This window comes from Halomonas chromatireducens (assembly GCF_001545155.1).
GTDB lineage: Bacteria > Pseudomonadota > Gammaproteobacteria > Pseudomonadales > Halomonadaceae > Halomonas > Halomonas chromatireducens.
In genome coordinates, this window is record NZ_CP014226.1 from 2,467,502 (window position 1) to 2,493,187 (window position 25,686).

The 25,686-nt window shown below is 65.1% G+C and carries 20 protein-coding genes and 2 pseudogenes; 8 read left to right on the top strand and 14 right to left on the bottom strand.

Annotated elements, in window-relative coordinates:
- Positions 1-119 precede the first annotated feature (119 nt).
- Both LOKO_RS11485 and LOKO_RS11490 read left to right on the top strand, forming a co-directional pair.
- Entirely contained in the window at positions 120-704 is a 585-nt protein-coding gene (locus LOKO_RS11485; protein ID WP_235588847.1) for a sigma-70 family RNA polymerase sigma factor, read from the top strand.
- On the top strand, positions 701-892 hold the full coding sequence (locus tag LOKO_RS11490) for a zf-HC2 domain-containing protein (RefSeq protein WP_066449240.1): 192 nt from the start codon (positions 701-703) through the stop codon (positions 890-892). Before LOKO_RS11485 ends, LOKO_RS11490 begins: the two co-directional genes overlap by 4 nt.
- A gap of 17 nt (positions 893-909) precedes the next feature.
- Here the strand turns inward: LOKO_RS11490 and LOKO_RS11495 are convergent, their stop codons facing one another.
- The 8 genes from LOKO_RS11495 to LOKO_RS11530 all read right to left on the bottom strand — a co-directional run bounded on the left by LOKO_RS11495 (position 910) and on the right by LOKO_RS11530 (position 14,366).
- Positions 910-3,423: a PqqD family peptide modification chaperone gene (locus LOKO_RS11495; protein WP_158509942.1), complete on the bottom strand. Its 2,514-nt coding sequence runs from the start codon at positions 3,421-3,423 to the stop codon at positions 910-912.
- 293 nt (positions 3,424-3,716) lie between these two features.
- On the bottom strand, positions 3,717-4,400 hold the full coding sequence (locus tag LOKO_RS11500) for a haloacid dehalogenase type II (RefSeq protein ID WP_066449244.1): 684 nt from the start codon (positions 4,398-4,400) through the stop codon (positions 3,717-3,719).
- A gap of 80 nt (positions 4,401-4,480) precedes the next feature.
- The gene (gene eutB / locus LOKO_RS11505; RefSeq protein WP_066449247.1) at positions 4,481-5,476 is read right to left on the bottom strand and encodes a hydroxyectoine utilization dehydratase EutB; all 996 of its coding nucleotides are present in this window, start codon (positions 5,474-5,476) and stop codon (positions 4,481-4,483) included.
- 126 nt (positions 5,477-5,602) lie between these two features.
- Entirely contained in the window at positions 5,603-7,027 is a 1,425-nt protein-coding gene (locus tag LOKO_RS11510) for an aminotransferase (protein ID WP_066449248.1), read from the bottom strand.
- 274 nt (positions 7,028-7,301) lie between these two features.
- Positions 7,302-8,795 (bottom strand): NAD-dependent succinate-semialdehyde dehydrogenase, encoded by a 1,494-nt coding sequence (locus LOKO_RS11515; protein ID WP_066449250.1) that lies wholly within the window; start codon positions 8,793-8,795, stop codon positions 7,302-7,304.
- Positions 8,796-8,981: 186 nt separating this feature from the next.
- Positions 8,982-11,786: an aminotransferase class I/II-fold pyridoxal phosphate-dependent enzyme gene (locus tag LOKO_RS11520; RefSeq protein ID WP_066449253.1), complete on the bottom strand. Its 2,805-nt coding sequence runs from the start codon at positions 11,784-11,786 to the stop codon at positions 8,982-8,984.
- A 64-nt stretch (positions 11,787-11,850) separates the two neighbouring features.
- Entirely contained in the window at positions 11,851-12,849 is a 999-nt protein-coding gene (locus LOKO_RS11525) for a C45 family autoproteolytic acyltransferase/hydolase (RefSeq protein ID WP_066449256.1), read from the bottom strand.
- 44 nt (positions 12,850-12,893) lie between these two features.
- Positions 12,894-14,366 (bottom strand): biotin carboxylase, encoded by a 1,473-nt coding sequence (locus tag LOKO_RS11530; protein ID WP_066449259.1) that lies wholly within the window; start codon positions 14,364-14,366, stop codon positions 12,894-12,896.
- A gap of 277 nt (positions 14,367-14,643) precedes the next feature.
- Here LOKO_RS11530 and LOKO_RS20505 point away from each other — a divergent pair.
- A pseudogene (locus LOKO_RS20505) lies at positions 14,644-14,799 on the top strand (D-galactarate dehydratase); the annotation flags it as partial.
- A gap of 99 nt (positions 14,800-14,898) precedes the next feature.
- On the opposite strand, the pseudogene LOKO_RS20655 reads toward LOKO_RS20505, so the two are convergent.
- From LOKO_RS20655 to LOKO_RS11560, 6 genes and pseudogenes are all read right to left on the bottom strand, one after another.
- A pseudogene (locus tag LOKO_RS20655) lies at positions 14,899-15,387 on the bottom strand (UxaA family hydrolase); the annotation flags it as partial.
- Entirely contained in the window at positions 15,365-15,565 is a 201-nt protein-coding gene (locus LOKO_RS11540) for a hypothetical protein (protein ID WP_066449272.1), read from the bottom strand. The gene LOKO_RS11540 and the pseudogene LOKO_RS20655, both read right to left, overlap by 23 nt.
- 12 nt (positions 15,566-15,577) lie before the next feature.
- Positions 15,578-16,429: an ureidoglycolate lyase gene (locus LOKO_RS11545; RefSeq protein WP_066449273.1), complete on the bottom strand. Its 852-nt coding sequence runs from the start codon at positions 16,427-16,429 to the stop codon at positions 15,578-15,580.
- Between the two features lie 16 nt (positions 16,430-16,445).
- Positions 16,446-17,195 (bottom strand): SDR family oxidoreductase, encoded by a 750-nt coding sequence (locus tag LOKO_RS11550; protein WP_066449281.1) that lies wholly within the window; start codon positions 17,193-17,195, stop codon positions 16,446-16,448.
- Between the two features lie 320 nt (positions 17,196-17,515).
- Positions 17,516-18,268 carry a 2-dehydro-3-deoxy-D-gluconate 5-dehydrogenase KduD gene (gene kduD / locus LOKO_RS11555; RefSeq protein ID WP_066449283.1) on the bottom strand — a complete coding sequence of 251 codons (753 nt, stop codon included), beginning with the start codon at positions 18,266-18,268 and terminating at the stop codon, positions 17,516-17,518.
- 61 nt (positions 18,269-18,329) lie between these two features.
- Entirely contained in the window at positions 18,330-19,310 is a 981-nt protein-coding gene (locus LOKO_RS11560) for a 2-hydroxyacid dehydrogenase (RefSeq protein WP_066449284.1), read from the bottom strand.
- 265 nt (positions 19,311-19,575) lie between these two features.
- On the opposite strand from LOKO_RS11560, the gene trmB reads away from it, so the two are divergent.
- The 5 genes from trmB to glnE all read left to right on the top strand — a co-directional run bounded on the left by trmB (position 19,576) and on the right by glnE (position 25,668).
- Entirely contained in the window at positions 19,576-20,283 is a 708-nt protein-coding gene (gene trmB, locus LOKO_RS11565; protein WP_066449286.1) for a tRNA (guanine(46)-N(7))-methyltransferase TrmB, read from the top strand.
- Between the two features lies 1 nt (position 20,284).
- Positions 20,285-20,614 carry a DMT family transporter gene (locus tag LOKO_RS11570; RefSeq protein ID WP_066449288.1) on the top strand — a complete coding sequence of 110 codons (330 nt, stop codon included), beginning with the start codon at positions 20,285-20,287 and terminating at the stop codon, positions 20,612-20,614.
- A 58-nt stretch (positions 20,615-20,672) separates the two neighbouring features.
- Complete coding sequence (dacB, locus tag LOKO_RS11575; protein WP_066449291.1) at positions 20,673-22,115, top strand: D-alanyl-D-alanine carboxypeptidase/D-alanyl-D-alanine endopeptidase; 1,443 nt, start codon at positions 20,673-20,675, stop codon at positions 22,113-22,115.
- A 100-nt stretch (positions 22,116-22,215) separates the two neighbouring features.
- On the top strand, positions 22,216-22,587 hold the full coding sequence (locus LOKO_RS11580; protein ID WP_066449293.1) for a diacylglycerol kinase: 372 nt from the start codon (positions 22,216-22,218) through the stop codon (positions 22,585-22,587).
- A gap of 87 nt (positions 22,588-22,674) precedes the next feature.
- Entirely contained in the window at positions 22,675-25,668 is a 2,994-nt protein-coding gene (gene glnE, locus LOKO_RS11585; protein WP_066452331.1) for a bifunctional [glutamate--ammonia ligase]-adenylyl-L-tyrosine phosphorylase/[glutamate--ammonia-ligase] adenylyltransferase, read from the top strand.
- Positions 25,669-25,686: the final 18 nt, after the last annotated feature.

Here is a 25,686-nt window from a genome sequence, read left to right on the forward strand (position 1 = left end):
CGCCATCGTGACGGGGCAATGCGAGACGGCCATTCTGCGTTTGTTCAACGTGGAGGGCTTGCCCTGCCCTGATAGGGCCTGCATGCTGACGACAAACAAGAACCCGAAAGGATCACCCCGTGAGCACCCCGCCGCTAGACGACCGCATGCAGCGCCTGACTGCCGTTCGGCCTCGGCTGCTCTCCTTCGCGCGCCTGCATCTACGCAATCACTCCCAGGCCGAAGATGCGGTCCAGGACACCCTCGAAGCCGCCATCGAGAAGCAGGATAGCTTTTCCGGACGATCCGGCTATGAAACCTGGGTCTTCGGCATCCTCAAGTTCAAGATTCTCGATACCATGCGGGTCCAGAAGCGCCAGGGCACCTGGCAACCGCTGGAAGATGAGGCCGATGACGAGGCCATCGACCGTCAGTTCCGCCGGAATGGCCGTTGGCTCAAGGAGGCGCGCCCCACCAGTTGGGGGGAGCCGGAGGCAGCCTTCGAGAGCGAGACATTCTGGCAGGTGTTCGATGCCTGCATGATCGCCCTGCCGGACAACGTGGCACGCGTCTTCTCGCTGCGTGAACTGATGGGGCTATCGACCGAGGAGATCTGCCGCGAGCTTGGCATCAAGGAGAACAACTGCTGGGTCATCCTGCACCGGGCCCGCCTGCGGCTGCGGGCCTGCATCGAACAGGGCTGGCTGACGGAGGAAACGCCATGATCATGTGCCGACGCGCCACCGAGCTGATGTCGCAACGCCTGGATCGCCCCCTGGCGTGGCAGGAACGGCTCTCGCTACGCTTCCACCTGGCGATGTGTGGCGCCTGCAGCCAGTGCAATCGGCAGTTCGACGTGCTGCACGAGGCCGGCAAGCGCTTCGAGCCTGCCGCCCGGGATGAGCAGGAGTAAGCCCGTCCCAACAGTTCTCATCCCGGCAGTTCTGCCTGCTCAGTCTTTCCTCTTGCAGAGGCTGCACGTTGCCCCAGCAGCGCGCTTACTCGCCGTTCCAGGGATTCGCTCAGCGACACGTCCGCTGGCTCTCCTTGCGTCTCTGCCGTCCGCCGGTCTGCCTGGCTGTCACTGGCCACAGGGAGAGTGAGCCGCTCGCACCGGGACAACCATTCCGACATCGCAGTGACGGTGGCACCTGACAAGGGCTTACCGCCGACCGTGAAGGTGGATGGCAACAGGGCACCCAGGGCATCGAGAGCCGTCAGCTCAGCGTCAGCGGCATCAAGAGCCGTCAGCTCAGCGTCAGCGCCATCGAGAGCCTCGGGGTGATGACGCATGAGGATCACCCCACGCACCTGGACACTCTCAGGCAGCGAGCCCCCTGGTTCACTGTCATCCAGATAGCCATTCCGGCCGTCCAGTGCGATGGGCAATCCCAGCGGCTCGCCATGGGAAAGGGTGAGGGCATCCAGCCGCAGTCCCCTCGTCACCCTGAACGTCCTGGCAAACTGTCGTAGCATGACATGGGCGTCGCCGGTATCGGGAAAGAGACAGATCACGGCATCGCCTTGAGGCGTGGTCAGCAGGCCGGCATCGATGACAAGTTGTTCATTCGAAGGGGCCTGGCGAGCAAGATAGGCGAGCACCTGGGGCCCCAATTCGGCCAGGGTCAATCGTGAGGCCAGCACCCGCCCTTCGGCCGCCAGGGTGTAGCCGGGAGCGTCTCGCAGCACTTCCAGCCGGGGAGACCGGGCAGTATCGTCACCCTCCTGAAGCGGCGTGAGCTGCGTGTAGAGTAGCGCAGAGAGACGCGACAGTGCCGGCGCGCTGTCGGTGTGGAGAATCCACTGCCTCCCGCCACAAGTCAGGCGCATGGGCTGGCAGGACGGGGCCACGCTCGCGTCGCTGGCCGCCTCGATAGGGGCCGGCGCCCCATCGTCCTGGGCGCCACGCTGCCTGAGCAACCCTTCGCGGCACCACTCCGACAGACAGTCCCAGACATGACGGCGCAGTTCCTGTCGATCGGGCCGCTGCTCGGCGTCGGCTCCTGAAGCCTCGCCGGCCCGTGACAGCTGATCGACAATGGCGTCCGGGTCTAATCCCTCGGTCGCCAGCAGCCAGATCAGGGCTGCGCTATCGTTCAGGCGGTAGTAGCGTCCGGTGTGCGTGCCATAGAGGGCAAGCTGATCCTCATCGAGCACCTCCGACACCTGCCAGGCCGTCAGCACCGGCCGCGGGAGAGGCTGCCCCGCGAGACCATCGGCCAGATGCATGTCGGCGAAGCTAGGCAGGGTGAAGAAAGGCAGGTAGCGTTCCGGCTCGGCATTGGGGAAGAGGCGCAGAAAACCGCCGGCGCGAGCCTCCTCGTCCTGTGCGTCGCGGGCGAGTTCGGCCGCCACTCCCCTACGTGCCACCTCCGCCGACCTGGCCGCCACGGCCGGGTTGTCGATCCCCACCAGCGAGACCATGTCCTTCACCAGCCCCCCCTTGACCTCTGCCTCGACGAGGCCGCCATTCTCTGGCTCGGCACAGATACCCAGCGAAGGGCTGAGGTTGCATTCGAGTATCCAGGGCTTCAGGGCATCATCCACCATGCAGTCAAGCCCCAGCAGCTCATAGCACCCCTGCGGGTCGGCACCGACCTGCGCCGTGCGCCGGCGTATGGCATCCGTGGCGCCGATCACGGTCAGTGTCACCAGGTCGTGGATCTGGGCAAAAAGACGCTCATCGTCATGGCCCTGCTCACGCAGCCACTGCCGATAGCGGTGCAGATCGATGAACTCGACGGGAATCTCCGCCGAGGTATTGAGCGCATTGATGTCGGGATTGGTCAGCTGACTGAACGGGTTGTCCATGTCGTTGGGGTCGTAGGGCTCCGATGCCAGCTTGGCAAAACCCTGGTGGTAGAGGTACAGCCGCAGCGGCTGGATGGAGGCCACCAGCACGTAGAGGCGCAGGACATACTTGTGGCCACGAATGGTGTGCGGATTGGCAAGATACTCCTGGACCATCCAATTGGCCTCCAGTGGCGTATCCGCCGCATCACGCAGCACACGAATGCCCTTGCCCTTGGAGGCATTCTTGGGCTTCAGAATCCAGCGTTTCTCGGGATGAGACAATGCCGTCTGCTGGAGGTCATGATAGTCCTCCGGCATGGAGTAGACCCGGGGGAAGAACGCCAGCCGCGAGGTGGCCGCCGTACCGAAGGAGTGGGCGACACGATCCCTCACCGCCACGAGCGTATCGTGGAGGCGACTCTTGACCGTGAGCGCATTGTTGCCGGGGTAGTGGTTGAGCTTGCGCTCGGGGGATACCTTCTTGAACTGTGCGGGATCCGGCATCCCGGTGTACCAGCCGGCATCCCACTGCTCGTCATCGCCGACGTCCCACCCCAGCGGATCGAGCGCGTCACGAAAGAACCGATCCTGCTCAGCGGCGCGCTTGCCACCCAACCAGTAGCGACGTGAAGGAGTCGTTTGATCCGTCATCCCGGCAACCTCCTGAACCATCATCGGATAGTGAATCCATTGTTATGAGAACTTCTGTTATGAGAACCATGGCCTCTGGCCTGGCTGCTGTTCGCGTAGGGGTTCTGTCGACATCGGGGGCCGAACCTTACGCGCCATCGGCAAATTCCTTTTGCCGATGGCGCTGGAGGAGGGTTCCTGCCCGGGGGAGCCCCGGGCGGTGTTCTGGGCGATGGTGGTCGAAGCGAGATGGAGCGGGTGGCGGAAGCGTGCCGGACGAGTATTGAAAGAGTGCTGAGGGAGCCGCCGTCGCGTCAGCCCAGCCGTTCGCACAGCGAATCGAGATCGGGCACGGTCAGGTCAGGCTCGATGGCCCAGGGGTCGAAGGGGGCGTCAAGGCTGCGGCGCACCCAGGCGGCATGCAGCCCGGCATGACGCGCACCGATCACATCGAAGGGGTTACTGGAGATCAGCCAGGTATCGCCTGGGTCGACTTCGAGGCGATTGCGCAGGTGAGCGTAGACCGCCGGATCGGGCTTGAAGCGCTTGATCTCGTCGACGCTGATCACGGCTTCGAAACGATCGAGTATCTCAGCCTTGTCGAGCAGGCCGGAGACGTCCGCCCCCGTGCCATTGGAAAAGGCCACGCAGCGCACGCCGCTCTCGACCAGCCGTGTCAGCGCCTCGGGCACTTCGGGGAAGGCGGGGAGCTGGCCGTAGACCGCCATCAGGTGGTCCTTGTCGACATCGGAGAGACGGGTCTGCAGTGCCCGGTCGGTGAATTCGAGCGCCTCGAGCGTACACTGTGAAAAGGGCACATAGGCCCCCATCAGGCTGCGGCGGAAGCTGTACTCCAGCTGCTTATCACGCCAGCGGCGGGAGAACTCCGCGGCCTGCTCCGCCATGTCAGAGGCGCCCAGTCTCGCTTCCAGTTCGGTGACCACGCCATGGGTGTCGATCAAGGTGCCATAGACGTCGAACGCCAGTACCTGTGTCATCTGCTGCGCCTTTCGGTTGCCATGATCCCCTCAGCATGGGGGCTGGCGAGCGGCGATTCAATTGTTAACCATCCACCACCCTATCGGCCTGTCAGCTTCCTTGCCCGGTCAATGGTTTCAAGCGACACCGCGTTACCGGAGAGGATCAGCGCTACCCGCTGTCCTTGCACATCGATCCGATACTCCGCCATGGCCGCCAGGCCGACCGCGGCGGCTCCTTCCACCAGCAGCTTCTCGTGCTCGAGGATATCGACCATGGCGTGGGCGATGGCCGGCTCCGAGACCTGGTAGTGGTCATCCATGACTTCGCCCACCAGGGCCAGGGTGCAGCGATTGTCGAGACCGATGCCGCCGCCCAGGGAGTCGCCCAGGCTCTCGACCTCTTCCACCTCGACAGGGCGACCCGCCTGCAGGCTTTCCCACATGGCCGCCCCGCGAGCCAGGCTGACGCCGGTGATCCGGGTCCCGGGGCGTATGGCCTTTACCGCAGCACCAATGCCGCCCAGCAGGCCGCCACCGGAGAGCCCGACGATCACCCGGTCGAGATCCGGTGCATCCTCCATCAGTTCCAGGCCGATGGTGCCCTGCCCGGCTGCTATCAACGGGTCATCAAAGGGCGGGATCAGGGTCATGCCACGCTCGCGCACCAGGCGCTCGACCTCGCCGAAGGCCTCGTCCTGGCTCTCGCCCACCCGGACAACCTCGGCGCCCAGCGTCTCGATGGCGGCCACCTTGTTGGCCGGCACCAGGTGCGACAGGCAGATCGTCGCCGGCACGCCGAGCCGCGCCGCGGCAAGGGCCATTGCCCGGCCATGATTGCCGGTGGAGGCCGTGGTCACACCCGCAGCCAGACCATCCTGGCCGTGGCGCTCGATCAGCGCCGCGATCATGTTGGTGGCGCCGCGCAGCTTGAAGGCACCGCTCGGCTGGCAGGTTTCCAGCTTCAGGTAGATGTCGGCATCGAAGCGCGCGGAGAGCGCCGTCGAGTGGATCAGCGGCGAGCGTACCACCTGGCCGGCAATGCGTCGGCGCGCCTCGTAGATCAGGGCTGGCGTCACCCCATGGCGTGGCAGCATGGTCACCCCTTTCACTCTTCGCGGGACAAACGCGGAACCGGGCCACAAGGGCCCGGCTGATGTACTGACTGGGAGTATAGGAAATATAGCGATTCCTGCCGCGGAGACCCACGGCAGGTGCCGGTATCAACCGACGGACATGGTGGCCTTGATGGCACCTTCACGGACCAGTTGATCGGTGACCTTGTCCACGGCGCGACGGGCACGGGCGACGATCTCGTCGACTTCGGCGCGGGTGGTGGTCAGCGGCGGCGCGAAGCCCAGGATATCGCCCTGGGGCATGGCGCGGGCGATCAGGTTCTCGTCCAGCGCGGCGGCGGCGATACGCGGACCGACCTTGTGCGCGGCATCGAAGTGCTCGCGGCGGGCCGGGTCGACGGAGAACTCCAATGCGGCCAGCATGCCCACGCCACGCACGTTGCCCACCACCGGATGATCGCCGAAGGCGGCCTGCATCTGATGCTGCAGGTAGGCGCCGGTCTCGGCGGCATTAGCAGTAAGCCCTTCGCGTTCGATGATCGCCAGGTTGGCCAGGCCCGCGGCACAGCCCAGGGCGTGGCCGGAGTAGGTCCAGCCGTGGCCGATGGGGCCATACTCGCCGGTGCCCTGCTCGAGTACGCGCCACACGCGGTCGCCGACGATCACGCCGGAGAGCGGCTGGTAGGCGCTGGTCAGGCCCTTGGCCACGGTGATGAGGTCGGGCTTGATGCCGTAGTAGTGGCTGCCGAAATCGGCGCCGATCCGCCCGAAGCCACAGACCACTTCGTCGGCGATCAGCAGGATGTCGTACTTGGCCAGCACTGCCTGGATCTCCGTCCAGTAACCTTCCGGCGGCGGCACGATACCGCCGGTACCCAGCACCGGCTCGCCGATGAAGGCGGCCACGGTGTCGGGCCCTTCGGCCAGGATCATCTCCTCGAGCTTGCGCGCGCAGTGCTTCGAGAACTCGTGCTCGGACATCCCTTCCAGCTCCGCTGCGCGCTGGTAGTAGAACGGCGCCTCGGTGTGACGAATGGTGTCGATGGGCAGATCGAAGTGGTCGTGGAACGCCTTGAGCCCGGTCAGCGAGCCTGAGGCGATGCCGGAGCCGTGGTAGCCGCGCATGCGCGAGATGACCTTCTTCTTCTGCGGCAGGCCACGCACGTTATTGTAGTAGCGCACGATCTTCAGTTGGGTCTCGTTGGCGTCGCTGCCCGACATGCCGTAGTAGACCTTGGACATGCCGGGGCCCGCCAGCGCGAGGATCTTCTCGGAGAGAGCGATTTGCGGCTCGTTAGAGTGGCCCACGTAGGTGTGGTAGTAGGAGAGTTCCAGCGCCTGCTGGTAGATGGCCTCGGCCACCTCGGTGCGACCGTAGCCGATGTTGACGCAGTAGAGCCCGGCAAATCCATCGATGAACTCGCGGCCGTCCTTGTCGACGATGTGAATACCCTTGCCGCCGGTGATCACCCGGCCCGGGGCGTCGCCGTGGGCGAAGTCGCGCAGGTGAGTGGAGGCGTGGAAGGTCACCTTGCGGTCACGATCGATCAGATCCTGGTGCTGCTGGCTCATGCGGTTCTCTCTTCTAAGTTCTAAGCCCCGCCGCTGCGGGGTGATGTTCAAATTCGTTGATGACGCCCATGGTCAGATGCCAGGGCGGGCCATCGAGCGATATCTACCCAAGGGCGCTGGTGCAAGCGAAGCGGCGCGCGGCGATCGACAGGGATGTCGATCGAGGGCTGGCAAGAGGGACCTTGTTCCAGCCCGACGCGCTGGCCGCAAGTGCTGCGCCAGGGTTTCGCCCTTGGGCATCGCGAGATGGGATGCGCTGGCAGCCCCTCTGCCCCTAACTCCCGGAGACCGACCCCAGGCCGCCGAGGCAGTAATACTTGGTCTCCAGGTATTCGTCGATGCCGGTAATGCCGCCCTCGCGGCCGAGGCCGGACTGCTTGACGCCGCCGAAGGGTACGGGCGGGCCGGTCATCTTCACCGAGTTGACGCTGACCATGCCGAACTCCAGCGCCCGCAGCATCTTCCAGATGCGGCGAATGTCGTGGGTATAGACGTAGGCCGCCAGACCGTACTCGGTGTCGTTGGCCATTTCGATCACCTGGTCGTCGTCACTGTACGCGGTAACGCCGGCCACCGGTGCGAAGTTTTCCTCGCGCCATACCTGCATATCCCGAGTCACCCCAGTGAGCAGCACGGGCATGAAGAAGTTGGGCCCCGGCGCCTGGTTCTGGTCGCCGGCCACCAGCCTCGCGCCCCGGGAGATGGCATCGTCGACGATGGCGGCGGCCTTGTCCACCGCCTGGCGATGGATCAGCGGCCCCAGGTCGATCTCGCTCTCCAGGCCGTTGCCCACGGTCAGCGCCGCCATGCGCTCGACGAAGTGCTCGATGAATTCGTCGTGGATCGACTCATGCACCAGGATGCGGTTGGCCGCCAGGCAGTCCTGGCCGGCGGTCTGGAACTTGGCCGCCACGGCGGCGAAGGCCGCTTCCTTGGGATCCATTTCCGGCGCGACGATAAAGGGCGCGTTGCCGCCGAGCTCCATGGAGAGCCGCTTGACGGTGCCGGCACTCTGATCGATCAGCAGCCGACCGACCCGGGTGGAGCCGGTGAAGGAGAGCGCCTTGACGCGCTCCTCGGCACACAGAATCTTCGACACCTCGGGGGCATCGCCGAGCACGACGTTGAAGATACCCGCCGGGATACCGGCACGCTCGGCCAGTTCGGCCAGCGCCAGCGCCGAGAAGGGAGTCTCGCCGGCCGGCTTGACGATCACCGGGCAGCCCGCCGCCATGGCGGCGGCGGCCTTGCGGGTGATCATCGCCAGCGGGAAGTTCCAGGGTGTGATCAGCGCCGCGATGCCAACGGGTTCCTTGAGAGTGCCGAGCGCCGCGTTGGGGATGTGGCTGGGAATGGTCTCACCGAAGGTACGCTTGCCCTCCTCGGCGAACCAGCGCACGAAGCTGGCGCCGTACTCGACTTCGCCGCGGGCGTCGGGCAGCGGCTTGCCCTGCTCCAGGGTCATGATGGTGGCCAGGTCTTCGCGGTTGGCCTGAATCAGGTCGTACCAGGCCAGGAGACGCTCGCAGCGCTCGTCGGCACGCAGCGCCCGCCAGTGAACGAAGGCAGCCTCGGCGGCGTCCACGGCTTCACGAATCTGGTGGGCTTCCAGCCAGGGGATATGGCCGATCGCCTCGCCCGTGGCCGGGTCGAACACGGCCTCCTCACGGCCCCCCTCGCCGTGGGTCCACTTGCCATTCACATAGGCATACTGGCGGAACAGGCGTGGATCTTCGATTCGAGCGGACAGCGTCTTGGACAGTTTCATGGGCACCTCCCCTGACACCGGCGGGTCCTGCCTGACGAATGGCCGGTGATGACAAAATATGGCGGGCAGCCGATGGCTGCCCGATGTCTACAGGGTAAGGGCTAAGCGGGATCAGGACTTTCCGATCATCGAGGCTCCCGATACGGTTTTTTTTGTCGTGACGGGCGGAAATGCCGTTTTTTCTGCTCAGCTGTCGGGGGGCGCGCTCAATGCCTCCTCGGTAAACACCAGCAGCCCCAGCTCCGGCCGATAGCCGTGGATCTCGGTGACATCCAGCGCCTGCAGGAAGTGAAGAATCCCCTCGCTGACCACCTGCCCCGGCACCAGTACCGGGAAACCCGGGGGGTAGGGAATCACGAAGCTCGCCGAGACCACGTCGCGCCCCGACCGCATCTGGCCCTGCAGCTCGCCGTTGTCGAAGCGCAGGTACTCGGTATTCTCCTCGTCGTAGCTGAGGAAATAGGCCCGGCGGATGTCTCCTTCCGGCGTGGCGCTCTCGGCATCGGGGCGAAAAGCATCGTGAAAGCGGCTGAAATCTGGCAGCGGCGGCAGCTCCTGGGTCAGGGAGTGGACGCGGTTCTCGATGATCTTGCGCTCCGGCCGGCTGCTGTCCTCCCAGAGATTGTCGAACTCCTTGGCCAGCTTGATCAGCACATCCAGCAGATAGGCGATGGAGCCACGGGTGGTGCCGATGTTGGTCATGAACAGCACGGTGTTGCGCGAGGTCTTGTTGATCTGGATACCGTACTTGTTCATCAGGAATTCGTTCTTGAAGGTATCGCCATCGACCCCGGTCGCACCGATGGCGATGGTGATGCGGCTGGGGTCGACGACGAATTCGTCCCGGGCCCAGGCCTCCTCCATCTTGTTCCAGCCCGTCACCGGGTCGTAGTAGGACTCGACGCCGGACTCGCGGTATTCCGCCGGCACCATGTCCTTGTTTTTCAATACGCGGAAGTATTTCTGCAGCAGCGGGTGGCTGTAGAGCTGCTCGCGCAGCGACAGCGCCGCCTCGACCTGGGCGTGGACCAGCTCGAAGCCTTCCATTTCCGCCTGCATGCGCCCTACATCCAGCGACGCCACGATCTGGTAGTTGGGCGAGGTGGAGGTATGGGTCATGTAGGCCTCGTGGAACGGGGCCTCGACCTTCTGGCGATAGTCCTGGTCGAAGACGTGGATCATCGAGCCCTGGCGCAGCGAGGTCAGGGTCTTGTGGGTGGAGTGGGTGGCATAGGCGCGGATACGCACCTGATCCGGATCGGGCATCAGCCGACGCTCCAGCCAGGTGGCGTCGTCGTCCGGATCGAGTTCGTCGAACTCGGCTTTCCAGGCCGCGTACTCCTCCCGGTACTTGTCACTGCGGTAGCGCTCTCTCAGGGTGCGTGCCGCATTCATGGCGGTGCGCGGCCGGTAGGTGGGGTTGAAGGAGGCGAAGGCGAACCACGCCTCGTCCCACAGGAACACCAGGTCCGGCTTGATCGCCAGGCACTCCTCCATCACCCGGCGCACGTTGTAGACCACGCCGTCGAAGGTGCAGTTGGTCAGCAGCAGCATCTTCACCTTGTGCAGCTGACCCGAGCGCTTGTAGCCCAGCAGGGTCTTCTTGATCTCGTGCAGCGGCACCGCGCCGTACATGGAGTAGTCGTGCAGCGGATAGGAGTCGAGATAGCTGACGTGGGCACCCGCCAGCACCATGCCGTAGTGGTGCGACTTGTGGCAGTCCCGATCGACCAGCACGATGTCCCGCGGCTTGACCAGCGCCTGGACCACGATCTTGTTGGCCGTGGAGGTGCCGTTGGTGACGAAGAAGCTCTGCCGGGCACCGAAGGCCCGGGCCGCGTACTCCTGGGCCTTCTTGATCGGCCCGTAGGGCTGCAGCAGCGAATCGAGCCCGCCGGAGGTCGCCGACGTCTCGGCGAGGAAGATGTTGATGCCGTAGAAGTCGATCATCTGGCCGGCCCAATGGGAGCGGGTCACCGACTTCCCCCGGGAGATGGGCATGGCGTGGAAGACCCCGGTGGGCTTCTTGCTGTACTCGCGCAGGGCATCGAAGAACGGCGTGCGGTAGCGATTGTCGATGGCCCGCAGAATGGTGTGGTGCTGCTCGATGTAGTCGGTCTCGCGATAGAAGATACGGTTGAAGTAGCGGATGTCGCGGCTGGCCGTGGCCTCGACGTCGCCACTGGTGACCAGGAACTGGTCTATCTCCGGGCGCAGTTCGTGAATCATCGAGCTGAGCAGAATACTGCGCTCGGCCTCGGTCTGGTTCTCCAGCTCCTTCTCCGACAGCCCCTCCAGGTAGTTGCGCAGCGCGCTGAGGTTGTACTTCGACTTGTAGGGGAACTCGTAGCGGATCAGGCAGGCCTGGATGTTGGGGTTGACCAGCACCGCGATCAGCGCATCCTCGAAGCTGCGCACGGTGACCACGTCGTAGACGAACTTGTCCTCGGGGCGACGCATGTTGCGGAAAGCCTCGCGCACGACTTCCTCTTCCTGTGGGGAAAGGTTGTCGACGATCAACAGCTCGAAGTAGGGCTGGGCGGCACTGTTGGAGGCCGGATGGCCACGCCGCAGCTGGGCCAGGGCATCCAGGGTTTCCAGGTCTTCGGCATTGGCGTCGCTGTCGCTGAGATCGACATGGCGACGACGGTAGGATTCGCTGATCAGCGCACGAACCAGGCGCTTGACCACCTTCTCCAGCAATACGTATTCGTCGCGGTCGAAGAGCGACCAGAGATGACGAAAGTCCTCCTTGGAGGGGAAGGCGTGGTAGTCCTCGATGATCTCCAGCCGGGTGAGCTTGACGTCGATGGCCTTTATCAGGTTCTTCGCCCGGCTCTCATCGTTGAGCTTGACCAGAATGCCCAGGTCCCGCTTGAGGGCGTTCCAGGTATCGGCTCGCAGCTGTGAGATCTTGTGGTAGAAACCCAGCGCCGTATAGGCCGTTTCAGGCACCGTATAGGACGATTCGGATTGACTGGTCTCTTGCATGACGACACCCCATCCCGTTCGTTATTGATTGTTGTCGACCGCCTGGGCAGGTACCCGGCGAGACTCAGCCTGCATTGAGGCCGCGCGCGCCGTAGCGCACGGTCAGCTGTTGCTCCGGAAAGTGATCGAAGGAGAGTTTCAGCCACATTCCCGGCCAGTGATACTGAGCATGCCCGTCCCGGGGCCGGTAGACCGCGGTATAGACGGTCCCCAGCCCGCGCCGGTAGTCGTGGCGAAACAGCGGCGGCGAAAAGAAGGCCGAGACCAGGCGCTCCTCGGTCGTCGCCTCGTCGTCCACCAGGATCGACAGCTGGCGCTCGCGGATCAGGGTCTCGGAGGCCAGCGCATGGGCATACCATTCGATCTTCTTCTGGTGGTTGGTGGCCACCGGTACGCGGCGAATGCTGGCACGCTGGTCCGGGGCGATCATCGCCGTGACATAGCGACCGGCGGCATCGGCCACGGTGATGTTGTAGGCCATATGCGTCGGCACCCGGGCCAGCACGGCGGCGGCCTCCGGCACTGTATCGCAGAACTCCAGAATGTAGCGCAGGATGATCGGCGCGCCGAAGCCCTCCCCCACCACCTTGCGGCCGCCGAAGGCCAGCGATACCGAAAGGCCTCTGTCGTTGATGCCATCGAGGACCCCCCAGAGGCAGTCGGACATGGCAATGACGCCACGCCCGTTCCAGTTGGTGTAGAGGATGGTCCCTTCGCAGAGCTCTGGCGGGTAGTCGTAGTTGCGCGCCAGCACGGTGGTGTCGCTGCGCGCCAGCACCGCCTGGGAGCAGCCGGTGATATAGGGAGGCGGCCGATAGAGACTCAGCAGCCGCGCGGCCAGGTCACCGCCGCCGGCCAGGTCGCAGAGGGTCCGGTAGGTATCCAGCAATTCCGGCATATGCTGTCGCAGGGCGTTGTAGCAGGCCAGATAGGCCGGACGCTCACGCTCGCCCTCGGCCAGGTACCACTGCTCATAGGCCGGCCAGTGGTAGTCGAACAGCGACTGCCACTTGGCGCCCGGGCTCTCCTCGCGGACGGTGCGAAAAATCAGCGTCTTCTCCATATCAGGCATCCGCGCCACCGCAGGGTGGCGCCGCTTCACTCCGCTCAGAGAATCTTGAAGTTGCCGCCACCGACGGCATGGCTGACGGCCACCTCCTCCACCACCGGGTCCTGCAGCGACTGGCCGGCATACTGGCCGCGAATGCCGTCGATCCAGGCACGGGCGCGCTCGGTGAGCTGGAAGTCATCGTCCATCAACCGGCCGCGGGTGATCAGGATACCGAGATCCGCCCCCTCGTAGCGGAAGTCGCCGGCGCCGCTGATGCGCAGGAAGAAACCCTCCTGGTCGTTCTCGGCGGCGTGGGGGTGATAGCTGTAGTGGTCGTAGCCGATGCTGCCGTCCTCGGCCATCTTCCACACGCCGGTACGCGGGGCCTGGGTGAGCAGGTCGACGCTCTCGTCGGTGTGCTTGATCACCAGTTGGCTCCAGCTATCGACGCTGTCGGGATGCGACCAGCGGTGGTTGATCTCCTCGATGTCCAGCTCGAAATCGAGATCCGAGAACTCCAGCAGGTGGAAGAGGAACAGCGGAATATCGGAGTGGGCGAAGGCAGCCACGTTGGTCAACGAGCTAGCGCCGGTGACCCGCGGGTTGAGCTCGCCCAGGTAGACTTCGCCGTTGTCCATGTCGATCAGGAAGTCGAGCTCGAAGTAGCCGCGGTAGCCCTCCTCGCGCAGGGCCTCGCCGAACAGAAAGGTGTACTCACGGGCCTTGTCGCGGATCTCCTGGGTAAAGGCGCCGGCGAACATCTCGTTGCCGCACCACCCCCCCTTGTAGGGCGTCAGCGTCTTGAAGCCGACCAGCTCCGTCATCAGCGGGCCTACCACGGTTCCGCAGCGGGTGGCACAGGCCTCGATCGCCGAGCCGCGGCAGTTGATGCGCTTCATGATCTTGACCTCGGGCTCGGCCTCGATCTCCTCGGCGTGCTTGTAGTAGTCCTCTTCGCTGGCGATGAAGAAGGTGGTGTGACCGGAGTCGCCGAAGGCGGTCTGTACCACCAGGTCATTGCCCAGCTCCTGGCTTACCTCGCACAGTTCCTGATAGCTGCCGACCTTGGCCAGGACATTGGGAACGCTGGGCACGCCGGCCTTGTTGCCGATGCGCACCGTCTCGATCTTGTTGTCCATGCGCTGCCGGAGTGCCGCGGGAGGGAAGGCGACCCGCAGCCCCAGCTGCTTGCAGACCTCCTCGGTATGTTCGTCGAACATCAGGAAGGCGGCCACACCGGCGCTCTCTCCATCAGCTCGGGAACCGATGAAGTCGATCACCTCCTTGTGCTCGAGCAGGTAGTTGTTGATGTCCTCGATGCTCTCGAAGTCCCGGGGGAATTTCTCCTTGGGCACAAAGACGTTGCGCTGCTGGCCATCGAAGCAGTCGATGTAGTTGATGTGACGGAAGCTGCCCACCCAATCGCCGATGCCAAGCAGATTGAAGTTGGTGGCGGAAATGAAGTAGATCGGCTCCTTGTTGCTGAGAAAATGGCGGCGAACGTCGGCAATTGTTGTTATCTTGCGCATATTTGTCGCTCCATCAGTAGAGGAACCCGCCTCCTGGGTGGGGCTACGGGACACCATTGAGGTGGATTGGGCACAGGTCGATGCGCAGATCCTGCTCAAGGCCGCCGTGGCAGATCGCGATCCCGGCGGGCTGCGCCCGGTACACTACCTGGAGCAGCAGGCAAGCCTCAGCGAGTCGGCGCTGATCCGTGAGGCACTGACGACCATCTTCGATGGCCTTGCCGAGGCGAACCGGGTCGAGCGCACCCCGGCGCCGCTCTCGGCGCTAACCCTGGGCGTGGAGTGCGGCGGCTCGGACGGTTTCTCCGGCCTCTCCGCCAATCCTCTGGTGGGCGCTGTGGTGGACCGCCTGGTGGCGCTGGGCGGGAGCGGCATTCTCAGCGAGTTCCCCGAGCTGTGTGGCGTGGAGCACGAGCTGATCGCCCGCTGCCGCGACGACGCCGTCGCCCGGCGCTTCAGCGAGCTGATGGACGCGTACCAGCGTCATGCCGTGGAGAAGCTCCCGGGCCATGCGCTTGTAGTCGTAGTAGGGGTCTTCGCCCAATGCATCGGCCACGCACTGGCGGAGTACCTCGATGTTGCGGTTTTCGCAGAACACCAGGGGAACCACCAGCCAGACGTTCTCGGTGCCCACCTGGCCATTGGGTCGATGGTAGCCATCGAAGCTGGCGTTACGGAAGGCCGTGACGTCAGGAGCGCGCCACTCGCCGCGCCGCGCCTGAGGTTGGGTGGTGGCGGTGCTGTGTTCGGTGTTGGCGGTGGTGATGGCCGAGCCCGCGGCGATGGGGCGAGTGGCCCGCCCTACGGTGACTCCGTACATGATCACGGTGTCACCCTCGGCAAGATCGTGCATGGCGAACTTGTGCTTGTGCCGGATCGCCTCGGTGAGATGCAGGACTCGGCCACCGTCGTCGATTTCGCTGCCGGCTGGCAGGTCCTTGAGGGCGACACGCACGTTGTCGTCGGCGTGTACACGCAGGCTGGCCAGCTGGCCGCGATCACTGGCGATGGTCTGGGGCATGGTCGTCCTCCGCTACAGCGTGTTCTGGGGAATCGAGTTCGATCATCGCCTTGATCATGCCGCTGCCTGGTTCGCACCAGACGGGCAGGCGCTCTGGCATCTCGTCGAGTGGGGCGCGGTGGGTGATCATGGCACTGGCGGGCAGGCGTCCGGGCTCCTGGCAGACGACGGTTCGCATGGCGACTCCCGATCAGTGGCTGGGTTCGGCAACGACGGTTTGATGCTGCTCGCCGAGCCCCTCGATGCCCAGGCGCATGCGCTGACCGGGCTTCAGGTAGGTTGGCGGCTTCTGGCCCATTCCCACGCCGGGCGGCGTGCCGGTGGAGATGACGTCGCCCGGCTGCAGGCTCATGAAGCGGCTCAGGTAGCTGATCAGGAAAGGAATCTGGTAGACCATGGTGCGGGTGTTGCCGTCCTGGTAGCGGTGGCCGTCCACCTCCAGCCAGAGGTCCAGGGCATGGGGGTCGGAGACCTCGTCCGGGGTCACCAGCCAAGGTCCCAGCGGACCGAAGGTGTCACAGCCCTTGCCCTTGTCCCAGGTGCCGCTGCGCTCGAGCTGGAACTCGCGCTCGGAGACGTCGTTGACAACGCAGAAGCCTGCCACGTGATCCATGGCGTCGGCCTCCCTCACGTAGCGCGCTTCCTTGCCGATCACCACGCCAAGCTCCACTTCCCAGTCTGTCTTGGTGGCGTCACGGGGGATGATGACGTCGTCGTTTGGCCCGCAGATGGCGCTGGTCCATTTGTTGAAGACTACTGGCTCCGGCGGGACGCTGGCCCCGGTTTCGGCGGCATGGTCGGAGTAGTTGAGGCCGATGCAGATGAATTTTCCGACATTTCCCACACAGGGCCCGAGGCGGGGATCGGCCGAGACCTCTGGCAGGCTTGACGCGTCAAGCGCGGACAGCCGGGCCAGGAAGTCGCGGTTCAGGTGATGACCGTCAAGGTCGGGCAGGTGGGCCGATAGGTCGCGGATCACGCCGTCGGCGTCGAGCAGGCCGGGTTTTTCTTGGCCCTTGGGGCCGAAGCGCAGCAATTTCATGGGGTCTCCTTTCACTTCAAATCAGCCAGCCGCCGTCGATGACCTGGGCGGTGCCGGTGGTGTAGGCGGATTCGTCCGCGGCGAGATAGGTGGCCAGGGCGGCAATTTCTTCTGGAGTGCCTAGCCGGCCGAGCGGCTGGCGGGCAAGGAAGTCGGCTAGCACCTCGGCCTCGGTGCGTCCCTGTTGATCGGCCTGATCGCGAATACGCTGGCGCAGCGAGGGGGAATCCACGGTGCCGGGGCAGATGGCGTTGCAGCGGATGCCCTTGTCGATGTAGTCGGCGGCGATCGACTTGGTCAAGCCGATCACTGCCGCCTTGGTGGTGCCGTAGGCGCAGCGGTTGGGTACCCCCTTGAGGCTGGAGGCCACCGAGGCCATGTTGATGATGCTGCCACCTCCGTGGTCGATCATGGCCGGGAGAAAAGTTCGGGTCAGGCGTACCATGGCGGTGACGTTGAGCGCCAACGACAGCTCCCAGTCATCGTCCGAGCCGGTCAGCAGTGAGCCGCTGGCCACAAATCCTGCACAGTTGAAGAGTGCGTCCAGGGGTGGCAACTCTGCAGCCAGTGCCTCCATGGCCTGGGCGTCGAGCACATCCAGGCGGCGGGTCTCGATCCGTTCTTTACCGTCCAGGTCCTGCAGCTTCTCGCTATCGAGATCGGTGGCGATGACCCGTGCGCCCTCCGCGGCGAAGCGTAGGGCGGTAGCGCGACCTATGCCCTGGCCGGCAGCGGTGATCAAGGCCGTCTTGTCCTTCAATCGCATGTGTTGGGCTTCCTGAGAGTGTCTTGGGATTATTGGATAAGGAGCCGTAGTGCGTTTTGGTATGACAGGATGCTAGCGTGATGGTATGCCAAATTATGGCTCACTTCCCCAGGCTTGCCAACATGGCTGGCAGGTTTGCTCGATCGCTTGCGGATGCCTGTGCCGAAAAAAAGCGGCCCAAGGGCCGCCAAAGTGTGATTTGCCATCCATCAGGGTGGGTCTCGCCCAGCGAGATACCATTCCTGGGTGCCGCAGGAAGCAGGCCCGCCGGCAGGCTTTGAAAGCCTACCGGGCAAAGCAAACGGCAGATGTCTTGCAGGTCAACGTGCCAGCCAACCGCCGTCCACTGCCAGCGTATGGCCGTTGACGTAGGCAGCGGCGTCGGAACACAGGAAGATCACGGCGCCGGCAAGGTCCTCGGGGGTGCCCCAGCGGCCGGCGGGTATGCGACCCAGGATCTCGGCACTTCGGGTGGTGTCCTCGCGTAGCGCCTGGGTGTTATCGGTAGCCATGTAGCCGGGGGCGATGGCGTTGACGGTGATGCCGTGGGTGGCCCACTCGTTGGCCAGTAGCCGGGTCAAGCCGAGGATGCCGCTCTTGCTGGCGGTGTAGGACGGAACCCGGATGCCGCCCTGGAATGACAATACAGAGGCAATGTTGACGATGCGCCCCGGCGCGTTGCGTTCTACCAGATGGCGAGCCACCGACTGGGCGAGGAAGAACGAAGCCTTTAGGTTGACGTCCACTACAGCGTCCCAGTCCTCCTCGCTGAATTCGAGGGCGGGTGCGCGACGGATGGTTCCCGCGTTGTTGATCAGGATATCGAGCCGGCCGGCTGCCTCAAGGGCGCGTGCGACGATATCGGCCGGGGCGTCATGGCTCAGTTCGGCCCGGACGTCGATATAGCGGCATCCCAGCGCCTCGATGAGTGAGCGGGTCTCGTCGGCGGCGCTGCGGTTGACCCCGACGATGTCGGCGCCGGCCTCGGCCAGCGCCACGGCCAGGCCCTGACCGAGGCCCTTGTTGGAGCCGGTGATCATGGCCACTCGGCCATGCAGATCAAAGCGTGACATGAGACTCTCCAGTTCGATGAGGTGCGCCAGGGCTGTAGGCACTGCCGGGCAGGACGCGACGTCAGGCCGGCTTCCAGGCTGCCTCGTTGACCAGGCTGATCGGGCGCTCGCCCTTTAGCGCCAGGATGAGGTTATCCACGGCCCGCTGGGCCATGGCGGTGCGCGTTTCGTGGGTGGCCGAGCCGATATGCGGCAGGGCGACGACATTGGCAAAATGTGGCAGCGGCGACTCCGGCGACAGCGGCTCCTGCTCGAAGACGTCAAGGCCGGCAGCGCGGATACGCCCCATCTCCAGCGCTTCGATGAGCGCCGCCTCGTGAACCACCTTGCCGCGGGCGATATTGACGAAGATCGCCGACGGCTTCATCAAGGCGAACTCCCGCTCGCCGATCAAGTGCTCGGTCTCGGGGGTGAGCGGCACGGTGACGCAAACGAAGTCAGCTTCGGCCAACAACGCGTCCAGCTCACGGCGCTCTGCGCCGAGCTCTTTCTCCAGCTCTGGCTTGGGGGAGGCATTGGAATAGAGCACCCGCATGTCGAACCCCAGGGCGCCGCGCCGGGCCACGGCAGCACCGATGCGGCCAAAGCCGATCATGCCTAGGGTCTTGCCATGCACGTCGCTGCCGAAGTGTTCGGCCCCCAAGCCGGCCTGCCAATCGCCGCGCTTGACCCACTCGGCCAGCTCAATGGCGCGCCTGGCTGTGGCCATCATCAACAGGAAGCCGGTGTCAGCGGTGGTCTCGGTAAGTACGTCCGGCGTGTTGCATAGCAGGACGCCGCGCTGGGTCAGCTCCTCTACCGGGTAGTTGTCGTAGCCTACTGAAATGGTGGCAATGGCTTCGAGTTCAGGGGCCTCATCCAGCAGCTCGGGGGTGATGGTCAGACTAGCGCCGATCAGGCCGTGGGCATGTGCGAGCGCGGTGCGAAAGTCGGGATCGTCGGCGGAAGCCAGGTTGCTGAAGGTCTGGACTTCGAATTCGTGGGCGAGCTGGGCCAGTTGGTCCTCGTTCAGGCGACCATAGGCCAGGATGCGCTTCTTCATAGCGTGAGACGCTGGTTTTTGAGGTGCTGGCTGCACGGGCAACCTCGATAATGGTAGCGCGGTGAGATTGAGTCATGGGCGGGCCGAATAGCTGGAACCGTTCCCATAGTAGTCGATGCCGTTACGTTCGCGACACTCCAGGTGCCATGCTAAGCCGTCCCTGCCGGCTCGTTGGGCATTTCTCTGCTTAGCATGCACCGCACCTCGCGTGCGTCGCCATGACTGGTAGAATGCTTGGTTTCGCAATCGCCAAAGCCGATGCCGCATGCATGCCACTTCCCGTAACATCGTGACCAACCAGCCGGGGGCCCATCGGGACCTGGCCCGCCGCGTCGAGCGTGCCCTGCGCCATCCCCTGCGCAAGCCCATCGCCGACCATACTCGCGTGGCCTTCGAGCAGGCGAATGCCTGGCTGGCGCAGGGCGCAGCCGGGGCACCGCTGATCCTGGATGCCGGCTGTGGCGTGGGGCTTTCCACCCGTCATCTGGCGAGGCGCTTCCCCGATCATCGGGTCATCGGTGTGGATCGCAGCGCCGACCGCCTTTCCCGCGATCATGGCGCGCTTCCCGACAATGCCTTGTTGGTGCGTGCCGACCTGGTGGATTTCTGGCGCCTGGCGCTGGCAGCCGGCTGGCAGCCGGCGCGTCACTACCTGCTCTACCCCAACCCCTACCCCAAGTCGGCCCATCTCAAGGCCCGCTGGCACGGTCATGCCATTTTCCCGGTGATCGTGGCGCTGGGTGGACGCCTGGAGCTGCGCTCCAACTGGCGGCTCTACGTCGAGGAGTTTGCCCAGGCGCTGGAGCAGGCCACCGGGTTGAAGGCTGCCGTGGAAGACCATGACCCCGGTGCGCACTATCTGACGCCCTTTGAACATAAGTACCATGTCAGCGGTCAGTCTTTATGGCGACTCGCTGTCACACTGCCCCATGCGCCTGGCCTGGTGCCCACCGAAGCCAAGGAGGAGTGTTGAAATGGCGTTCGTCTATCTGGCCCTGGCTATCGTGGCCGAAGTGGTCGCTACCAGCGCGCTCAAGGCCACCGAGGGCTTTACCCGGCTCTGGCCCAGCCTGATAGTGGTAGTCGGTTACGTGCTGGCCTTCTACATGCTGTCGCTGGTGCTGCGTACCATCCCTGTCGGTGTCGCCTACGCGATATGGGCCGGCATGGGGATCGTACTGGTGGCACTCGTCGGTGCGCTGGTGTTCGGCCAGCGGCCTGACCTGCCGGCCATGCTGGGGATTACGCTGATCATCGCGGGGGTCGTGGTGATCCAGCTGTTTTCCCGGGTATCCGTACACTGAGGCGTACTTCGGGTCGGCCACATGGGTTCGACATTCTTACAATACGAGGTTCCTGTTCATGTCGCGTTGGCTTGTCCTGCCGTTGGGTTTGCTGTTGGGGTTGTTGTTGCCACTGGGTGCGGCGGGTGCCGGCTTTCCGGAACTGGAGCGCATGGTCGAGAGAGGCTTTCTGGTCAGTGCCGAGGCCAAGCTGCTCGACACCGGCGAAGTGCTCGGTGCCATCGATCCCCAGCGCCAGCTTTCGCCCGCCTCGGTGACCAAGGCCTACCTGGCGGCTGCGGCACTGGATCGTTGGGGGCCCCAGCACCGCTTCACAACCCGGCTGGCAAGCGATGCCGAGCTCAACGGCTCCGGTGTCGTGGCCGGCGACCTGATCCTCGAGGGAGGCGGCGACCCGGCGCTGACCACCGAGGACCTGTGGCGCCTGGCGCAGCGTCTCCATCAGCGTGGCGTACGCGAGGTGGAAGGGCGCCTGGTGGTCAGCCAGTGGCGCTTCGGCCCCGTGGAGTGCATCACCACCGATCGCTGCCAGGCCCGTACGCGCACGGCCAACGCCTACAGTGCGCTGCTCTCGTCGGCGGGGGTCAACTACGGCAGCTGGTGCGTCAGCGTGGCCCCCGGGGCGGCAGCCGGCCAGCCGGCGCAGATCACCAGCTGTGACAGCCAGACCACCATCGTCGGCATCGATAACCAGGTCGAGACCCAGCCCCCCAACAGCGGCACCGAGCTCAATGCAGAACGGGTCACTCGTGATGACGGCGATGTCATGGTGCTGCGTGGCCAGATATCGCTTAACGCCTCGCCACGCGAGGTCTACCGGGCCAGCAGCGACCCGGCACAGCAGACGGCGCGGACCATGACGGCCATGCTCGAGCAGGCAGGGATCGCGGTGCGCCAGGGCTATACCACCAGCGTGGAGGAGCCCCCCGCCGCAGCCCGCACCCTGGCGGCAGTGGATGGCAAGCCGCTGCAGGAGCTGTTGCTGCGAACCATGAACTACTCCAACAACTTCATGGCCGATGTGCTGGCGCTCAACCTGGTCGACACGCCGCGCAGCAGTCTGCTGCAGGCCGGCGACGCCATCGAGCACTACGTGGCGGGGATGCCCGACCATGGACCCTTGATCATGCTGAGCGGCAGCGGGCTGACCACCGAGAATCGCACCTCGGCCCATGGCTCCAACATCCTGCTGGAGAGCATGTTTCACCGCACGGCGCTGTTCCCTAGCTTCGTTGCCAGCTTCCAGTCGCCGGCCAACGGTGTGTCGCGCTTCATCCAGCGGGGCTCGTCCACCTTCCAGAACCACGTCATGCTCAAGACCGGGACCCTCAACCAGCCCATTGCCGTGCGCTCCGTGAGCGGCTACTTCCGAACCCTCTCCGGGCGTTGGGGGGTCTTCACCGTACTGGTCAACGGGACCGCGACGACGCCGTGGCTCAACTGGGCCCAGGTGCTCGACCCCCTGGCCGAGGATCTGGAGCGCATGATCGAGGCCCACTGACCTGGCCGTCAGCCCTTTACTCAGAACCATTCACCCAGAGCCATTCACCCAGAGCCCTTAACTCAGCTCGCCAGGGGCCCGAGACAGGAAGCACAGCATCATGAAGCGTGGACACACCGGCTGGCGCCATCTGATCGACTCCACCGGCTATTCGCTCAAGGGGCTTGAGCTCGCCTTCCGCCATGAAGCGGCTTTTCGCCAGGAGCTGGCCCTTTGCGTGATCCTGCTGCCGCTGGCCTGGGGGATCGGCGAGGGGCCGGTGGAGTGGATTCTGCTGCTGGGCAGCTGCCTGCTGGTGTTGATTGTCGAGCTGCTCAACAGCGCCATCGAGAGCGTGGTGGACCGTATCGGCACCGAGCACCATGAACTCTCGGGGCGGGCCAAGGACATCAGCTCGGCGGCGGTGATGCTGTCACTGCTGCTGGCAGGCCTGGCCTGGGGCCTGCTGACTTGGCAGAAATTCCTGAGCTGAATGGCGCCATGGGCTCCTGCGGGGTGCCGGTAAGGCCTCGCCTTCGTTATGCTGGAGACATCCGAGCTGCGACAAGGCGAGCTGCATATGGCCCTTCCCGACGACTTCCTCCCCGACGATGACGTTCCCGCTCCGCTCAGGCCCGCCCTGGGCAAGGCCTGGCAGCGGCTGAGCGACAGCCTGGCCCAGGCCGACAATGTCGCCGAGATGACGGGGCAGGAGCGGCCCTCGGAGAGCTGGGAGGCGCTCGATGAACAGCGCCGCCGCCAGCTGGCCCGGGTGCTGGTCATCTCCGACTTCGTGCTCGATACCCTGGTGCGCCATCCCGACTGGCTGTTGCATCTGGATGCCGGCGGCGAGCTGGAGGCGGCCCCCGACGAGGCGACGCTGCGCGATACGCTGGGCGAGCGGCTGGAAGCGGCCGAGGACGAGGCTGCCCTGCATGCGGCCATCCGTCGGTTTCGGCGTGCGCGCATGCTGGGCATCGTGTGGCGCGACCTGACACGGCCTGCCGGCGTGGACATGTGGCATACCAGCGCGGCGGTTTCCCGCCTCGCGGAGGTGTGCCTGGATGGCGCCCTGGGCTGGCTTGAAGCTCATCTCGAGCCCCGCTGGGGGCGCCCCGCCCCGCGTGACGACGGCAGGGAGCAGCGCCTGGTGGTGCTGGGCATGGGCAAGCTCGGCGCCGGCGAGCTGAATCTCTCCTCGGATATCGACCTGATCTTCGCCTACGCCGAGACAGGCGAGACCCAGGGCGGCCGCAAGGCGCTCGAGCACCAGGAGTATTTCACCAAGCTGGGGCAGCGGCTGATCACCGCCCTGGACGCGGTGACCGCCGATGGCTTCGCTTTTCGCGTCGACATGCGGCTGCGCCCGCTGGGCGACGGCGGGCCCCTGGTGGGCAACTTCGCCTCGCTGGCCTCCTACTACCAGGACCAGGGGCGCGAATGGGAGCGCTACGCCCTGCTCAAGGCGCGGCCGGTCGCCGGCGATCTGGAGGCGGGCGGCGAGCTGCTGGCCAACCTGCGGCCCTTCGTCTATCGCAAGTACCTCGACTTCGGTGCCATCGAGTCGCTGCGCGAGATGAAGGGGCTCATCAACCGCGAGGTGAAGCGCAAGGGCATGCAGGCCAATATCAAGCTCGGCCCCGGCGGCATCCGCGAGGTGGAGTTCGTGGTCCAGGCCTTCCAGCTGATTCGCGGCGGGCGCGACACGGAGCTCCAGGTGACCTCGCTCAAGACCGCGCTGGAGCGGCTCCCCGACGTGGGGCTGCTGCCCCAGGAGGTGGTCGATGAGCTGCTGCCGGACTATGTCTTCCTGCGCGACCTGGAACATGCCCTGCAGGCGCTGGAGGACCGTCAGACCCAGAGCCTGCCCGGCGACGACCAGGACCGCGAGCGGGTGGCGCTGGCACTGGACATGGAAGACTGGCCGGGGGTGATCGCCCGCCTCGACGAGGTGCGTGAGCGGGTGCGTCAGCACTTCGACGCGGTGATCGCCGACCCGGAGGGGGAAAACGGGGGTGAAAACGAAGAGAGCGACGAGGCGGAGGATGGCAGTGCCGGCTCGCTCGAGGCGTGGCGTTCGCTGTGGCAGGGCGAGCTCAACCAGGAGGAGAGCCTGGAACTGCTGACCCAGACCGATTTCTCCGCGCCGGACACGGCCTTGCGCCGGCTCGTGTCGCTGCGTGAGTCGCGCCAGGTGCAGGCGATGCAGCGCATCGGCTACCAGCGCCTGGATGCCCTGATGCCGATGCTGCTCAACGCCGTCGCCGAGAGCGAGAACCCGGATACCGCGCTGGAGCGTGTCCTGCCGCTGGTCGAGTCGGTGCTGCGGCGCACCGCCTACCTGGCGCTGCTGCGCGAGAATCCCGAGGCCCTGAGCCACCTGATGCGACTGTGTGGTGCCAGCCCCTGGATCGCCGAGCAGCTGGCCCGCTTCCCGCTACTGCTCGATGAGCTGCTGACCCCTGAAACGCTCTATACCCCCGCCGACAAGGCGCGGCTGGCCGATGAGCTGCGCCAGGCGCTGGGTCGCATTCCGGAGGATGACGAGGAGGCCCAGCTCGAGGCGCTGCGGGTCTTCAAGCACGCCCACGTGCTGCGGGTTGCTGCCTCGGATATCGCCGGCACTCGCCACCTGATGAAGGTCAGCGACTACCTTACCTATATCGCCGAGGTGCTGCTGGAGGCGGTGCTTTCCATGGCCTGGCGGCATCTGGTGCGCAAGCACGGCTACCCGGCGCGTGGGGATGGCTCCCGGGCCGGTGCCGAGCCGGAGTTCCTGATCATCGGCTACGGCAAGCTGGGAGGCATCGAGCTGGGCTACGGTTCGGACCTGGACCTGGTGTTCGTCCATGATGCCGATGCCAACGCCAGCACCGATGGTCCTCGTCCCGTCGACGTGGCGGTTTTTTTCACCCCCCTGGGGCAGCGCATCATCCACCTGCTGACGGCGGTGACCCCGGCCGGCACGCTCTATGAAGTAGACATGCGCCTGCGGCCCTCGGGCAATTCTGGCCTGCTGGTGACCTCGCTGACTGCCTTCGCCGACTATCAGCGCAACCAGGCCTGGACCTGGGAGCACCAGGCGCTGGTTCGAGCCCGGGTGGTGGCCGGCAACCCACAGTTGGCAGAGGGTTTCCATGCGGTGCGCCAGGAGATTCTCGGCCGCAGCCGCGACGTCGAGGCGCTGCGCCAGGAGGTGGTGGCGATGCGACGCAAGATGCGCGACCACCTGGGCAGCAAGGGCGAATCCGGTACCTTCGACCTGAAGCAGGACGCCGGCGGCATGATCGACATCGAGTTCATCTGCCAGTTCGCGGTGCTCTCCATGGGGCACGACACGCCCGAGCTGCTCCAGTGGAGCGACAACATGCGCATCCTCGAGACCCTGGAGAGCAGCGGCCGCCTGCCCGCCGACGACTGTCGGCGCCTGCGCGAAGCCTACCTGGCCTACCGCAGCGCCGTTCACCGTACCTCGCTGACCCGCGAAGCGTCTCGCGGTGATGACAGTGACTTCCAGGCGCACCGGCAGGTCGTGATCGATGCCTGGCAGCGGTTGCTCGAACCGTCGACATGAAATCAGAACCGGCCTTGT